Source organism: Lacrimispora indolis DSM 755 (genome assembly GCF_000526995.1).
Taxonomy (GTDB): Bacteria; Bacillota; Clostridia; order Lachnospirales; family Lachnospiraceae; genus Lacrimispora; species Lacrimispora indolis.
Genome location: NZ_AZUI01000001.1, coordinates 1,807,739 through 1,822,343, shown reverse-complemented (window position 1 = coordinate 1,822,343; position 14,605 = coordinate 1,807,739). Strand labels below are relative to the sequence as shown.

18 protein-coding genes are annotated in these 14,605 nt (G+C 46.4%); 12 read left to right on the top strand and 6 right to left on the bottom strand.

Going from position 1 to position 14,605, the window contains the following annotated elements; translation table 11 throughout:
• The first annotated feature begins 218 nt into the window (after positions 1 to 218).
• From uraA to K401_RS33165, 5 genes are all read left to right on the top strand, one after another.
• Positions 219 to 1,481, top strand: coding sequence for a uracil permease (gene uraA, locus K401_RS0108710; protein WP_024292593.1), 1,263 nt, complete (start codon positions 219 to 221; stop codon positions 1,479 to 1,481).
• Between the two features lie 262 nt (positions 1,482 to 1,743).
• Positions 1,744 to 2,361, top strand: coding sequence for a nucleoside recognition domain-containing protein (locus K401_RS0108705; RefSeq protein WP_024292592.1), 618 nt, complete (start codon positions 1,744 to 1,746; stop codon positions 2,359 to 2,361).
• A 227-nt stretch (positions 2,362 to 2,588) separates the two neighbouring features.
• Entirely contained in the window at positions 2,589 to 3,074 is a 486-nt protein-coding gene (locus K401_RS0108700; protein WP_024292591.1) for a nucleoside deaminase, read from the top strand.
• A 32-nt stretch (positions 3,075 to 3,106) separates the two neighbouring features.
• The gene (locus K401_RS0108695) at positions 3,107 to 4,399 is read left to right on the top strand and encodes a cytosine permease (protein ID WP_024292590.1); all 1,293 of its coding nucleotides are present in this window, start codon (positions 3,107 to 3,109) and stop codon (positions 4,397 to 4,399) included.
• A gap of 14 nt (positions 4,400 to 4,413) precedes the next feature.
• Positions 4,414 to 4,578 (top strand): hypothetical protein, encoded by a 165-nt coding sequence (locus K401_RS33165; protein ID WP_166435260.1) that lies wholly within the window; start codon positions 4,414 to 4,416, stop codon positions 4,576 to 4,578.
• A gap of 159 nt (positions 4,579 to 4,737) precedes the next feature.
• Here the strand turns inward: K401_RS33165 and K401_RS0108685 are convergent, their stop codons facing one another.
• On the bottom strand, positions 4,738 to 5,532 hold the full coding sequence (locus K401_RS0108685; RefSeq protein WP_024292589.1) for a GntR family transcriptional regulator: 795 nt from the start codon (positions 5,530 to 5,532) through the stop codon (positions 4,738 to 4,740).
• A gap of 401 nt (positions 5,533 to 5,933) precedes the next feature.
• Between K401_RS0108685 and K401_RS0108680 the strand changes: the two genes are divergently transcribed.
• The 7 genes from K401_RS0108680 to K401_RS0108650 all read left to right on the top strand — a co-directional run bounded on the left by K401_RS0108680 (position 5,934) and on the right by K401_RS0108650 (position 11,962).
• Positions 5,934 to 6,641 (top strand): FadR/GntR family transcriptional regulator, encoded by a 708-nt coding sequence (locus K401_RS0108680; RefSeq protein ID WP_024292588.1) that lies wholly within the window; start codon positions 5,934 to 5,936, stop codon positions 6,639 to 6,641.
• On the top strand, positions 6,638 to 8,002 hold the full coding sequence (locus K401_RS0108675) for an ABC transporter substrate-binding protein (RefSeq protein ID WP_024292587.1): 1,365 nt from the start codon (positions 6,638 to 6,640) through the stop codon (positions 8,000 to 8,002). The genes K401_RS0108680 and K401_RS0108675 overlap by 4 nt, the downstream gene beginning before the upstream one ends.
• Positions 8,003 to 8,066: 64 nt before the next feature.
• Positions 8,067 to 8,939, top strand: a complete 873-nt coding sequence (locus K401_RS0108670; protein WP_024292586.1) for a carbohydrate ABC transporter permease — start codon at positions 8,067 to 8,069, stop codon at positions 8,937 to 8,939.
• Between the two features lie 3 nt (positions 8,940 to 8,942).
• The gene (locus K401_RS0108665; RefSeq protein WP_024292585.1) at positions 8,943 to 9,779 is read left to right on the top strand and encodes a carbohydrate ABC transporter permease; all 837 of its coding nucleotides are present in this window, start codon (positions 8,943 to 8,945) and stop codon (positions 9,777 to 9,779) included.
• 24 nt (positions 9,780 to 9,803) lie between these two features.
• The gene (locus K401_RS0108660; RefSeq protein ID WP_024292584.1) at positions 9,804 to 10,604 is read left to right on the top strand and encodes a transketolase; all 801 of its coding nucleotides are present in this window, start codon (positions 9,804 to 9,806) and stop codon (positions 10,602 to 10,604) included.
• Entirely contained in the window at positions 10,604 to 11,530 is a 927-nt protein-coding gene (locus K401_RS0108655) for a transketolase family protein (protein ID WP_024292583.1), read from the top strand. Before K401_RS0108660 ends, K401_RS0108655 begins: the two co-directional genes overlap by 1 nt.
• Before the next feature lie 15 nt (positions 11,531 to 11,545).
• Positions 11,546 to 11,962 carry a cupin domain-containing protein gene (locus tag K401_RS0108650; RefSeq protein WP_024292582.1) on the top strand — a complete coding sequence of 139 codons (417 nt, stop codon included), beginning with the start codon at positions 11,546 to 11,548 and terminating at the stop codon, positions 11,960 to 11,962.
• A 43-nt stretch (positions 11,963 to 12,005) separates the two neighbouring features.
• Here K401_RS0108650 and K401_RS0108645 read toward each other — a convergent pair whose 3' ends face one another.
• From K401_RS0108645 to K401_RS0108625, 5 genes are all read right to left on the bottom strand, one after another.
• Positions 12,006 to 12,419 carry a M67 family metallopeptidase gene (locus tag K401_RS0108645; protein WP_024292581.1) on the bottom strand — a complete coding sequence of 138 codons (414 nt, stop codon included), beginning with the start codon at positions 12,417 to 12,419 and terminating at the stop codon, positions 12,006 to 12,008.
• Positions 12,416 to 13,219 (bottom strand): HesA/MoeB/ThiF family protein, encoded by an 804-nt coding sequence (locus K401_RS0108640; protein ID WP_024292580.1) that lies wholly within the window; start codon positions 13,217 to 13,219, stop codon positions 12,416 to 12,418. The genes K401_RS0108645 and K401_RS0108640 overlap by 4 nt, the downstream gene beginning before the upstream one ends.
• Before the next feature lies 1 nt (position 13,220).
• On the bottom strand, positions 13,221 to 13,427 hold the full coding sequence (thiS, locus tag K401_RS0108635; protein WP_024292579.1) for a sulfur carrier protein ThiS: 207 nt from the start codon (positions 13,425 to 13,427) through the stop codon (positions 13,221 to 13,223).
• A 78-nt stretch (positions 13,428 to 13,505) separates the two neighbouring features.
• Positions 13,506 to 13,751, bottom strand: a complete 246-nt coding sequence (locus tag K401_RS31140; protein WP_024292578.1) for a sulfurtransferase TusA family protein — start codon at positions 13,749 to 13,751, stop codon at positions 13,506 to 13,508.
• Positions 13,744 to 14,604, bottom strand: coding sequence for a ferredoxin-like domain-containing protein (locus tag K401_RS0108625; protein ID WP_027352513.1), 861 nt, complete (start codon positions 14,602 to 14,604; stop codon positions 13,744 to 13,746). The genes K401_RS31140 and K401_RS0108625 overlap by 8 nt, the downstream gene beginning before the upstream one ends.
• Between the last annotated feature and the right edge of the window lies 1 nt (position 14,605).

Below are 14,605 nucleotides of genomic sequence, written 5' to 3'. Positions count from 1 at the left end.
CTAAAAGGGACTGCAAGGCTGCAGGTTTGAAGAAACCGGAGCTGCAGTCCTTTTTTCCGGCGAACCGGCAGATAAGACTGTTTAACAAGGTGAAGTGAATCAGCTGTATAAATTTACCAGAAAAAGTCATTTTTTATGTTGTTGCATGAAAATTAAGGGAATGCTATAATGGGAAAGATAAAAATTTTTTAGAAAACTAGAGAGAAATGGAGAGCTGTATGGAAAGCAAGAAAATCATTCAGGTGGAAGAAAAAGTGCCATTTAATATGTTGGTGCCTTTAAGCATTCAGCATATGTTCGCAATGTTCGGGGCGTCAGTCCTGGTTCCTTTTATATTTGGAATCAACCCGGCAGTTGTACTGTTCATGAATGGAATTGGAACATTATTTTTTATTTTCATAACAAAGGGAAAAGCACCGGCATACCTTGGCTCCAGTTTTGCATTCCTGGCACCGGCAGGAATTGTTATCAGCAAATGGGGCTATAATTATGCCCTGGGCGGGTTCGTTGCCGTGGGAATCGGCGGATGTATTCTGGCAATAATTATTTATAAATTCGGTTCGGACTGGATTGATATTGTTCTTCCTCCGGCGGCTATGGGACCGGTTGTGGCCCTGATTGGCCTGGAACTGGCGGGAACAGCGGCATCCAATGCAGGTCTGAAGGATGAAATGATTGATATGAAGAATGTCATTGTTTTTCTGGTAACTCTGCTGACCGCAGTGCTTGGCTCTGTGGTATTCAAGAAATTCCTGTCCGTTATTCCCATTCTGATTGCGATTATAGTAGGATATGTGGCAGCGCTTTTATGCGGCATTGTAAACTTTAGTGAGGTCAGCACCGCTGCATGGCTGTCCCTTCCTAATTTTACAGCGCCAAAGTTCAAATGGGAAGCAATTGTCATTATTCTTCCGGTGCTTCTGGTGGTTACGTCGGAGCATATCGGTCACCAGATTGTAACCAGTAAAATCGTGGGGAGAGATTTAATCAAGGATCCCGGGCTTCACCGCTCCTTGCTGGGAGATTATATATCAACCACACTTTCCGGACTTGTGGGTTCCGTGCCTACCACCACATATGGGGAAAATATCGGCGTTATGGCAATGACAAAGGTATACAGCATCTATGTGATCGGAGGAGCGGCGGTCCTCTCCGTTGTCTGCTCTTTTATCGGAAAGATGACTACACTGATCAACACAATTCCAGGTCCGGTAATCGGCGGAATTTCATTCTTACTGTATGGTATGATCGGAGCCTCAGGCATTCGGATTCTGGTTGATGCACAGGTAGATTATGGAAAGTCCAGAAATATGGCCATGACTTCAGTCATTTTTGTAACAGGCCTTTCCGGTGTTGCCGTAAAGTTTGGAAGTATTCAGCTGTCAGGTATGGTTCTTGCATGTGTGGTGGGAATGCTCATGGGCCTCATGTTCTTTGTGCTGGATAAACTGAATCTGACAAACGACAGGGACAAGGCGTAACTGATTAAAGGAAAGACCTGGGTGTGTCAACAACCGGGAAATGTAAATAGAAGATCGGAATGAATATGATACCGCAAAGCAACGGAATATCAGCTGCTTTGCGGTATTTTTTGTTTTGATGTAAATGCTCCCTGATTATAATTCTGAAGAAGGAGGCTTTATTTTACTCTGAATTTGCACCAGGGAAAACTCATAAGGTCATCTCGGGGGGAATAAGATGGATTAAGAAGGAATTGAAAGATATTAAGAAGAGGAAAGAGGAATGCTGAATTATTTATGGGCCTTTATGATGCTGGTGGGAGTCCTTTGGGGAGCTTTTCATGGGAATTTAAACGGGGTGACAGAAGGAGCGCTGACCTCTGCAAAGGAAGCTGTTATGCTGTGCATTACCATGCTGGGGATCATGTCCTTTTGGAGCGGAATCATGGAGATTGGGCGGAAATCCGGGCTGATCGAACGGATGTCGCATAAAATGGGCCCCATACTCCGCTTTCTGTTTCCAAAGATTCCCAGAGACCATGGAGCGTTTGAATATATTTCTACCAATATCATCGCCAATATCCTTGGGCTTGGCTGGGCGGCAACGCCGGCTGGGCTTAAGGCTATGGAGGCCTTAAAGGAGCTGGAAGAGGAGAGGAGAAAGGGGGAGGTTCCTGAAAGATATTCGGTTAAACCGGTTCCCGAGGGAACTGCAAATAATGAGATGTGCACCTTTCTCATCATTAATATTTCTTCCCTGCAGTTAATACCTGTTAATATGATTGCCTACAGGAGCCAGTACGGCAGCCTAAACCCAATGGCAGTGGTGGGCCCAGCGCTTATTGCCACTCTTGTGTCGACCATTGTAGGCGTGGCGGTCTGCAAGCTGATGGACCGTTAGGCTCTTCCTATAAGATTGTCTTGCAATAAATCCCTTACTTATTTCGAGTGCGGGATTTATTTTTATGTCAGGTTAAAAAAGCATCAATGCCATTGTGATTTAGATGATATGCACAATATTTTTCTGAGTTATTAAGCATATTGGTTATTTACAACACTTCCAGAATATGTTAAATTATTATCGTAAGATAGATAAGAGGTAATACCTTATATGATAGGAGGTCTGATATGGACTACGAAATTGATAAGAAAAACCTGAAGCGGTGCGCAGAAATTTCCCGCCAGTCAAGAGAGGCGGGCAACACGCCTTTTGGTGCACTCCTTGCTGGAAAAGATGGAAGCATTCTTCTGGAGCAGCCCAACATTGAGATCACCGAAGGGAAATGTACCGGCCATGCGGAAACACAGGTAGCTGAGAGAGCATCCCAATTATATTCCAAGGATTTTTTGGCAGAATGTACTCTTTATACCACCGCAGAGCCATGCGCCATGTGTGCGGGGGCTATTTACTGGGCAGGCATCGGACGGGTGGTGTACGGCATGTCTGAAAAAGATCTGCTGGCCCATACAGGTGGGGATCCTCAAAATCCTACTTTTGATCTGCCCTGCCGTGAAGTTTTTGCAAGGGGACAGAAAAAGATTGAAGTTGTGGGACCTTTTCCAGAGCTGGTAGAAGAGATTGCAGAGGTCCACAAGGGGTATTGGAACAATTAATGAATTGAATGAATCGTCAGGAGGGTTTCGAGATGGAACAGAAAAATCAGAGTCAACAGACGGATACGGAGTATTCCCGCAGTGCCGTGCCGTTAAGCCAGCGGAAAAGCTATTTCAGTCTTACGATTATTTGGACCGGGTTTGTCTTTGTTATCACCAGCATGATGGCAGGAGGGGGACTTGCAGCCGGTCTGGATTTTAAAGGGATTATCATTGCAACCCTGGGCGGAAATATTTTCTTGAGCATCATTGCTGTGCTGATCAGCATCATTGCCTGTAAGACAGGGCTTACCTTTGCCCTCCTCACCCGCTACAGCTTTGGTTCCAGCGGCTCCAAGGCGGCGTCGATTTTCGTACCTATCGTAAACTTTGGCTGGTATACCATTCAGGCGGCTACCTACGGACATTTTGTGGCCCAGGTATTCCATTTTGGCTGGGTGGGAGAAGGGATCTGTATGGCAGCCAGCGCCATTGTCATGGGGATCTTTGCAATGTTCGGCATACAGGCAATCGCTATTCTGGGCTATATTGCTATCCCTGCAATCGTATTCTTGTCCATTGCAACAGCCATCCGCTCACTGGGCGTCATTGGCGGCGCTGAGGCCCTGTTTTCCTACATTCCAAGCGGAAGCATATCCCTGTATTCCGGAATTACGGCAGTAATTGGTACCTGGGTGCTTTCCACCGCTACCTGCATTGCAGATATCATGCGCTATGCAAAGGATACGAAAACAGCCGTATCCGCCACTCTTACCGGCCTTCTTGGAGGCAACATCCTCATGATCGTCTGTGGAGCGATTGCGGCCATTGCCATGCAGAACAGCGACTTAACTGTCATTCTTTTAAGCTTTGGCCTGGTTATTCCCAGCCTGATCCTCATGACCACAAACATTTTTACAACCAATGCGGCGAACCTTTATTCCACCTCCTTAAACTTATCCAATGCGTTTAAGATGGAAAGAAAGAAGATGCTGGGGATCCTTTTGGCCCTGTCCGCTCTTGCAACCCTTACAAGGCCATATGAAATCGGTTTCCTGTTCAGTTTCTTAAATATCCTTGGAACAGTGGTTCCCCCATTGTCCGGCATCATACTTTCCGACTATTTCCTGGTTCACAAAGGCAATTACCTGGAATATGACAAGGCTTCCTTCCGGAAATGGACTCCCATTCCCTGGGTCACCTGGGGTGTCTGCATCGCAGCAGTATACATAATTCCCTTTGGACTTCCGTCACTGAACGGTATTATTCTGGGAGCTGTCATTTACACGGCATTGATGGCCGTGACCAGCAGGCAGGCGGCAGGAAAACTGGCTGAAGAAGCGTAAAAGGAGGGATTGATATGGACAGATATAAATTAAGCGCCCTGGTGGGAACCGTCATTATGGGGATAGGATCATTCATGGCCTGTCTGGCTGAAAAAGGGCCATATATCATTACAGGAAATGTGCTGCTTGTTGTGAGCATTTTCATCATGATCTATGGTTATGCCAAATGGCAGCCATAAATAGGGGGTAACAAAAAGATCTGGAATTATGGAATCCCTTATATAGAAAAAACAAAGCGTCCCGGAACGAAAGCTTTTAGAGCCTTCGTTCCGGGACGCTTTTAATGTCAGCTCCGGCGCGGGAGCCTGCAATGCAGGCTCTTTTATGTGCCGTAATTTTTAAATTTCTTCGTAGTGGAGAAGCCTTTTTCGTATCTGGCTGTATTTTAGTATGGTAGTATCCACGTACTCCCAGGTGTAAACGGCAGCGGTGCCATCCTCGTCATAGTTCATGGCTTTCAGAAGGAGAAATGCCTTAGGAGGGATGTGAGAGCGTTCCAGCAATCCGTTTAACAGTTCTACCTCCTTGCTGTAAACAGCATTCAGTTCTACCTTATCCCACTCCAGTTTTTTTCCGGTGGCCTTGTACATGAAGTAAAAAACGGATTCAACGAAATTGTCCAGCTCCGCCATATTCACTCCGTTAAGATAGGAGAAGGGGATGTAATCCCTTGTGACGGCGCATATCTGTTTATCTGCGTAGAAGATCTTGTCACAAATAAGAACCAGGCCGCCTTCTGCCATTTCAAGATGAGCGGCAACATCCCTGTCCGCCTTGATGATATCATGGTGGATCATTTCCACCCTGGGCTTATAGCCGCTGCTGGTTATCATGTCCACAAAATGCATGACAGGGTTAAAGCTGGCTTTCATTTCAAAAAAGCTGTTATTGATGAAAGTCCCCTTACCATGCCTGCGGAATATCATTCCCTTGGCTGATAAGTCGTCCAGGACGCTTCGAAGCGTGATGCGGCTGACCCCCAGCATTCTGGACAGTTCTTCTTCCCGGGGCAGCTTGTTATTTACCGATAGATCCATCTGCTTGATAAAATGCAGCAGCTCTGTTTCTACCTGTGTTTTTAAATCTGTTTTTTGTATACGCCGTGGTTTTGGCTCCTTGTTTTCTTCGGTCATGTAATCCCCCCATCATATCTTAGGTTAAGAGCAGGAATATCGTTGATTACATTTTATCATGAGAGAATTATATTGTAAACAGACGTCTGAGTTTTAAGATTTATGGCAGCTTTTCTTTAAATTATTTACGTACAAAATTAAAAACAACATACCAATTGGTATGATAAGTGTGTGAAAGGTATGATGAATTGTTTCTAATATTTGTGATATATGCATAAAATTTTTGAGTATAAATTGTGGTTTTATAATAATAATTCAAATAAACATAAAAATACTATTTACATACATCATATGTTATGCTAGTATTAGGACAGATGAAATGGAAAAATAACTAAATGGAAACAGTAAAAAGATTTATTTGTATACAATTTATACAAGCTGATTTGCGGAGAGGAGGAGATATGAGAAGGAACATGGATAAGATGCAGAATGTGGATGTTCTTCCAATGGCTACGGCTCAAAAGGTAAAAACCATGATTATCCAAAGGGAGATGAAGCCGGGTGACCGGCTGCCTACGGAGAAGGAACTGACAGAGGTTTTTGGAGTCAGCCGTTCTACCTTGAGAGAAGCCATGAAGTATTTAAGGGCTGAAAATGTAGTTGTCATCCGCCAGGGGAGCGGAACCTTTGTCAGTGCTGGAACAGGGATCGGGGAGGATCCCCTTGGGCTGCATTTTACGGATCAGAAGTATCTTATTCAGAATCTGTTTGAAACCCGGATGTTAATTGAACCTCAGATTGCGGGACTGGCGGTACAAAGGGCCACGCCTCAGGATATTAAGAATCTTGAGAGACTGGTAGCGGAGATGGACCAGATTCAGATCAACAGCACCGCTACGGCAGAGATGGATGTTCAGTTCCATACGGCTGTAGCAGAATGCACCCATAATGAAGTACTCATTCGGGTGGTCCCAATAATCAATGAATCCATCCGGCGGAGCCACGTAGAAACCCATAATGACCTTGAGAGCTTCAAACGGGCAAAACGAAGCCATAAAGGTATTTATAAAGCAATTGCCGACGGCAATTATATGGAAGCTAAATTTCTTGCCGAGCGGCATGTGTGGGAAACACTAAATGATGTAAGGGAAAGGGAAGGGAAAAAATGAAAAAAGGATTGATTGGAAAGAAAACAATGGCAGTGGTTCTGGCAGTTCTTATGGCCGGGGGAGCGATGGCAGGCTGTTCTTCAGGCAGCAAAGAGGCCACGGCGGCAGGTACACAGACCACAGCAGCTGGTGAACAAACCACGGCAGCAGGTACACAGACCACATCTGCAAAGGAAGGACAGGCTCCTTCCGGGGATATAAAACCATGTACCATAAAATTTCGCTATTGGGCCGATAATACGGATTATTCCCAGCTCATGCAGGATATTATCAAAAAGTTTAATGAGGAAAACGGTAAGGGAATTACCGTTGTGGGAGAAGAAAGCCCGTGGGATGGGGGCGCATATTCAGAGAATCTGTTTAACGCTAAGATGGGAGGCGGAGATATTGACTGTGCCACATGGAAGCTTACCTCCACGCCGTTATTTGTAAACAACGATCTGCTGGCTGACTTAACACCAATGATCAATGTGTGGGACAAAAAGGCTGAAATTGATGATAACATTTATGAAATTATGAAAAAGGCCGGAGACATGGAGCGTATCTATGTAATGCCATGGAACATCCAGGTTCTGTATGTATATTACAGGCCCTCCATCTTTAAACAGGCAGGGATAGAGGTACCCAAGACTTATGAAGAATTCTTACAGGCCATAGAAAAGTGCACCATGGATACCAATGGGGATGGAAAGACAGATGTATACGGCTTTGGCATGAGAGGCGCAAAAGGCGGTCAGGAGCCATGGGGCAGCTTTGTATATGGACGGGGCGGCACCTTTGAGGACTTAACAACACCTGAGGCAATACAGGGCATGCAGGATTTCATTGATATTTATAATAAAGGCTATGTGCCTCCCACAGCCACCAGTGACGGATTCAGTGAGATCATTGCCAATTTCCAGTCAGGGCTGACGGCCATGACCATTCACCATACAGGATCCAGCAAGGATATGGAAAAGCTTCTGGGAGATGATGTATCTGCATTCGCGTTCCCGGCAGGTAAGGGGCAATGGACATCAATGGGAGATACGGAAACAGTTATATTTGAATCCTGTGAAAACAAAGAGGCAGCCTTTGAGTGGGTATCCTATCTGGCAGCAGGAGAAGGCCAGAAAATGTGGTGTGAGGGAACTGGAAATGTTCCGGTAAGTAAGAGCGTCCAGGAGACTGACTTTTTCCAGAACAACCGCTTTATGAAAGCCTCCATTGATGGCCAGAAGTTTGCAGGTATCATTCCGATCCTTGATACAACTACAGAATGGATTTCCACGCTGTGGCCCAATACCGTTTCTCAGGCACTGACCGGCGGAATTTCTGCCGAGGAGTGCATGAAGGCTTTACAGGCCGGATTATATCAATAAGGAATCAAAAGGTGAGGGGGCTGCAAAAAAGGCGGCCCCTTCCGGTTGGGAGGGAGAACTATCGATGGTTAAAAAACGGACCATATGGCCGTATGTACTGGTGGCTCCGGCAGTGATTATCATTTTGTGTGTGGTGTTTATACCGGTTATGAATGCAATTCTTATGAGCTTTCAGAACTATGATCTTCGAAGACCGAAAGAGATTGCGTTTCATGGGCTGACCAATTATGTCTCTGCTTTTAAAGACCCGCTGTTCTGGGGGGCTCTTGTTCGAACCATTTTATGGGTGGTATGCGGAGTTGGCTTTCAGTTTTTGTTCGGATTCATTCTGGCCCTCCTCTTAAATCAGGAGTTTTTCGGAAGGGGAATGGTGAGAGCGGTCAGTATGATACCCTGGGTTACGCCCGGAGTATTGATCGGGTTGATGTGGAGATGGATTTATGACGGCAACTTTGGTGTTCTGAATGATCTGCTTTTAAAGCTTCATGTTATTTCAGATAAGATACCTTTTCTGTCCCAGGTGCCGACCGCATTTCCCAGTGTCATTGTGACCATCATCTGGCAGGGAATACCGTTTTTTGCGCTTATGCTTCTGGCAGCCCTGCAGGGCGTATCCTCGGAAATATATGAAGCTTCCAGCATAGACGGAGCAGCGGCGTGGCAGAAACTTTTTTATATAACCATTCCATCCATTAAGAATACGATTTTTGTTACGGCACTGCTTCGTGTCATCTGGGTTGCTAATTCAGTGGATGTAATTTTTAACATGACGGAAGGCGGGCCGGCCTATTCCACCCAGACGCTCAGCGTTTATATATTCAGCAAGGGAAATGCACTGAATCTGGGCTATGCTTCTGCAATGGCGTTATTACTGGCAGTATTGCTTTTGTTTGCTGCAATCCCGTACTTAAAAATGAACTTTAAAGGAGAGGAGTAAAGGATGAAGAAACAACCTGATATCAAACGGATTTTATGTGTGTATCTGCCGCTGACTGCAATGCTTATCTTTATTTTGTTCCCGTTTTATTGGACACTTGTCACATCCTTGAAACCCCAGGATGAACTGTACGGCATGGTAGTTACCTACTTACCGAAATCCATCACCCTTGAATCCTACCGGAAGCTTTTTACCACTACGGTTAATTTCCTGGCAGCAATAAAGAACAGCTTTGTGGTGGCAGCAGCAACGACTCTTGTATCCTTAACTGCATCCACACTTGCCGCCTATGCCTTTTCCAGATACCAGTTTGCCGGCAGAAAGCTTCTCATGTGCACATTCCTCTGCAACAATATGTTTCCTACGGTATTGCTGCTGATTCCGCTGTATTCCATTATGCGGAAGATGGGGCTGTTGTTCACGCCTGCTTCCCTTGTATTATCTTATACCACCTTTACCATACCATTTTCCGTATGGCTGCTGTTAGGGTTCTTAAATGACCTTCCCATGTCTCTGGAAGAAGCGGCTCTGGTAGATGGCTGCAACCGGGGCATTGCCTTTGTGAAGATCATTCTTCCCATACTGGGACCTTGCCTGGTGGCCACAGGGGTTTATATTTTTATGACATCATGGAATGAATACACATTTGCAGTGATGTTTACCAATACAGAGACGCGTACCATTCCGGTGGCCTTAAAAAGTCTGATCGGGCAATTAGGGGTTCAGTGGGATTTGCTGACAGCAGGAGGCATCATAACCATTATTCCGGTATGCATCATGTTCTTTTTTGCACAGAAGCGGTTAGTGGAAGGGTTAACAGCAGGAGCCGTAAAAGGCTGAGTTATATAATAAGGAGGAAAACAAATGCAGTACAGTAAGAAAGCAAAAGAACTGCGGGCCGAAATTCTTAAAATGTTATTTGCCTGTCAGTCCGGGCATCCGGGAGGATCCTTATCCTGTGTTGAGATGCTGATGGCACTTTATTATGAAGTGATGAATGTGGATCCAAAGGATCCGGAAAAACCGGACAGGGATCGTCTGGTCCTGAGCAAAGGCCATGCATGTCCTGCATTGTATGCGGTACTGGCGGATTTGGGATATTTCCCCAAGGAGGATTTGGCCGGATTAAGACAGATTGACAGCCACTTGCAGGGACATCCGGATTGTACAAAGACTCCGGGAGTTGATATGAACACCGGTTCTTTGGGCCAGGGGGCATCTCTGGCAATGGGCCTGGCCCTGGCTGCCAAACATGGAGGCGAATCCTATCGCGTATATGCAGTCCTTGGGGATGGAGAGTGCCAGGAAGGGCTTGTATGGGAGGCAGCCATGGCTGCGGCTCATTATAAGCTTGATAATCTTACGTTTCTGCTGGATTATAACAAGCTGCAGATTGATGGCTGCAATGCAGAAGTCATGAGCCTGGGAGACATTGTGAAAAAATATGAAGCTTTCGGATTTGAATGCTTTGAAGTGGATGGACACGATATTTCTGCCATAACAGCAGCCTTAAAGGCGCCGGTAAGAGGGAAACCGAAGTTTATCTGCTGTAATACCATAAAGGGAAAAGGGGTTTCCTTTATGGAAGACCAGTCCGGCTGGCACGGAAGACCGATGAATGGGGAAGAATTTGCCCAGGCAATGAAAGAGCAGGAGGTAGAGTAATGGGGAAATCACTGAGAGTTGCTTATGGAGAATCTCTTGTAAAGTTAGGTGCGGAGAATGAGAAGGTAGTGGTGCTGGATGCAGATTTGGCACATGCCACCCAGACCTGTATGTTTCAGGAAAAGTATCCGGAGCGTTTCTATAACATGGGAATTGCAGAGGCAAATATGATGTGTGCTGCAGCAGGTTTTGCAAACACCGGATACATACCCTTTGCCAGTACTTTCGCATTATTTGGGGCAGGACGGGCCTATGAGCAGATCCGTAATTCCATCTGCTATACCAATGCAAATGTGAAGTTCGGTTTTTCCCATTCCGGCCTTTCCGTAGGAGAAGACGGCGGAAGCCACCAGTCTTTTGAAGACATTGCCCTTATGAGGGAAATGCCTCATATGACCATCTTTGTGCCCTGTGATCCGGCGGAAACGGAGAAAGCCGTGATGGCTGCGGCTGAAATAAACGGACCGGTATACATCCGGGTGGCAAGACCGGTCTGCAAGGATATTACAACTGCAGAGACGCCGTTTATACCGGGAAAGGCCAATGTGATGAAAGAAGGGAATGATGTCTGCATCATATCCTGCGGCCTGATGATCCCTGAGGCATTAAAGGCAGCCGAAGAGCTTGAGAAGGAAGGCATTCATGCAGCAGTTGTGAATATGCATACCATCAAACCGATTGATAAAGACATCATTTTAAAAATGAATGATATCTGCAAAGGCATTGTGACCATAGAGGAACATTCTGTGATCGGCGGGCTTGGGTCAGCGGTGGCAGAAGTCCTGGCCGGGCATATGGGCGCTAAATTTGCGTCATTGGGAATACAGGATAAGTTTGGAAAATCCGGAAAGCCGGAAGAACTGTTTGAGGCTTATGGACTTACCGCCGGACATGTAGTAAAAGCCTGCAGAAATATACTGGGTTAATGGGAGGATAAAATCATGAATATTGCCGTTTACGAGTTTGCGGGCGAAGGAATGCAGAGAGTATTTGAGAATGAAAAATGGACCGTTGGCATCAAAAACTGGAAACCCGCCAATGATGTGTCAGGAATTGACTGCCTGGAGAGGCACAACAAAACAGACGAACTCTTTGTGCTTGTGGAAGGATCGTGCACCCTTGTTTATGCCAATGAATCAGAAAAAGGCCTGGAATTTGCCACGGTTCACATGCAGCCTGATAAGGTATATAACATTCCGGCAACCTTGTGGCATAACACCATTACCCAAAAGGATACTAAAATGATTTTAATTGAAGATTCCAATACTTCTATGGATAACAGTGATATTTTGGAACTGGATGAGGAGCAGATCGCCAAGTTCCAGGCGGATTATAGGGCTGTATTCGGAGAATCGTAAAAGTATAGAAGGAGCGTGCTGTCTGCAGACAGCACGCTCTTCATTAAGATATGACCACTATTTCCTGTTGTTCCACCACATCTCCGGTAATGCCGAATGCTTTTAACACAGGTGTATCTTCTGCCAGGGAGAGGATCAAATAGCTTGCAAAAGGATCATAGGCCAGCCGGATATCCTCTTGTGAGGGTCTGGCAGGAGTAGATGGGTGAGAATGGAAATTCCCAAGGGGTGACCAGCCGTTCCCCCGCATATCCTTGATTGCGGAGAGATGCTCTTTGGGGTCAATGGAGAAATGCTCCGGGCTTTGGTCGGGATTGGAAAGCAGATAGACCTTTTGAACCGTCTTACTGTGGCCCTCCACAGTACCTGCGATCAATCCGCAGACTTCGTTGGGAAGGCCTTCCCTGGCGTGTTCCACAATTAATTTAATATCAGTTTCTTTTATTGTAAGCTTCATTTTAAATCACACACCGCCTGTTCATAATCAAAGGGAGCCAAAATAGAGGGGGATTCTCCGCATACCTGGCAGTCTGAGGGCTTTGGAAGTTTGACTTTACGAAATGTCATGGTTAATGCGTCATAGGTCAGGAGTGAGCCGGTCAGGAGTTCCCCCTTACCGATGATATATTTGATCGCCTCCATTGCCTGAAGGGAGCCGATGACTCCGCCCATGGCACCGATCACACCGGCCTGTTTGCAGGTTGGAACTGCATCCGGCGGAGGCGGATCCTTAAAAACGCAGCGATAGCAGGGGCCCTGCCCCGGTACATAAGTCATCAGCTGCCCTTTGAACCGGATAATGCCGGCATGAGAAAAAGACTTCTTCGCCAGTACACAGGCATCATTAATCAGGAACTTTGCCGGGAAATTATCGGTACCATCAATGATAAAATCATAATCGGCAATCAGATCCATAATATTGTCTGCCGTCACAAAAGTACGGTAGGTTTTGACAGTCACGTCAGGGTTGATGGCCTCGATGCTTTCTTTGGCTGATTCCACCTTGGCTTTGCCCACGTCGGGCGTGCTGTGAATGACCTGACGCTGGAGGTTGGAAAGATCCACTTCGTCAGCATCGGCTACCCCGATGGTTCCTACACCCGCAGCGGCCAGGTACAGCGCACAGGGAGCGCCCAGTCCGCCGGCTCCGATGATCAGTACCCTGGCATCCAGAAGCTTTTTCTGTCCCTTTACACCTACCTCGGAAAGAAGGATGTGCCGGGAATACCGTTCCAACTGCTCATTGGTAAATGCCATATCACTGCCCTCCGCCCATAAAGTATAAAAACTCCACGCTGGCACCGTCGTGCAGCTGTGTTTCGCCGAAAGCATCTCCGGAAATAAACTCATCGTCAACAGATACAGTGGCATATTGGGGTGTTTCTATCTGCTCTATTTCTATCAGCTGCGCTACGGTCAGGCCGTCAGCGTATTCTTTTTTATTTCCTGCTACAGTTAGTATCATTTCGATTCCTCCGTCATTTAATTGATGTGCTAAAAGGGAAGATAATTGCTGACATTTATCTTACAGATTTTAAATCTGCTATTCTCCGGCCTTTCGCACGATCAGGTTATAGGTTCCGTCTTCATTCTCTGTTAAGCGCAGAATTTGATGTCCCTCGTCCTTTACACTGCGGGGAACATTTTGTACCGGTTCGCCGTCGTTTAAACGAATGGACAGGATTTGTCCTTCATCTAACTCCTCAAGTGCCACTTTTACTTTGACAAAGGTGACCGGACAGACCACGTCTGTGATATCCAGTGTTTCATTTATATTAAAATCAGCCATAGTAAGCAACCTCCATTTCGCGTTTGAATTCATCCCAGCCGGTGCGTTCAATGGCGACCCGGAACCGCTCGCTGGGTTTTGCATTCCTGTTGAAATAATCAAGTGCCGCATCGGTTACACGAAATAAGGTTTCTTTGTCGCGGATGATGGGCAAAAATTGTTGTCCTTTGGCAATTAAGTTGCCGAAGGTCCCCCCGAAGGAGATCAGATATCCCGGTTCGCTTTTCCAGGCGTCAAAGGGGCAGGATTTGGCGCAGCGGCCGCAGTTGCTGCATTTATCGCGATCCATGAGAATTTTGCCGTCTGTCTGGGTGAGAGCACCATCCCGGCAGGCTTTGGTGCATACACCGCATAAGGTGCAGGCCTCTTGAATCCATTCCACTGTATAGCCGCCCTTTATGCCCAGATCATTTTCCTCTGCCTTGAGGCAGTTGTTCATGCAGCCGGTCACCCCAAATTTGAATTTATGAGGCAGTTCCCGTCCAAAATAGCGGTCGGAAATTTCTACCGCAAGGGGATAAGTATCAATGCAGCCGGAGGGGCAAATGGCGTTGCCCTGGCAGGCGGTGACGGTTCGAACCCGGGGACCGCAGACGCCGGTGTTCACGCCGCCGTCTTCCAGTTCCGCTTTGACTGCATCCACATCCTCCAGCTTAATAAAAGGAATCTCTATGCCTTGACGGGAAGTAAGATGGACATGGCCGTCGCCGTATTTCTGGCTGATTTCGGCAATCACGGCCAGCTGTTCAGCGGCCAGATTGCCGCCAACTACCTTCAGCCGCAAGGAGAAATGGTTTTTCTGTACCTGACGCATAAATCCGCCGTTTTTCAATTCTTTGTAGTTAACCGCCATA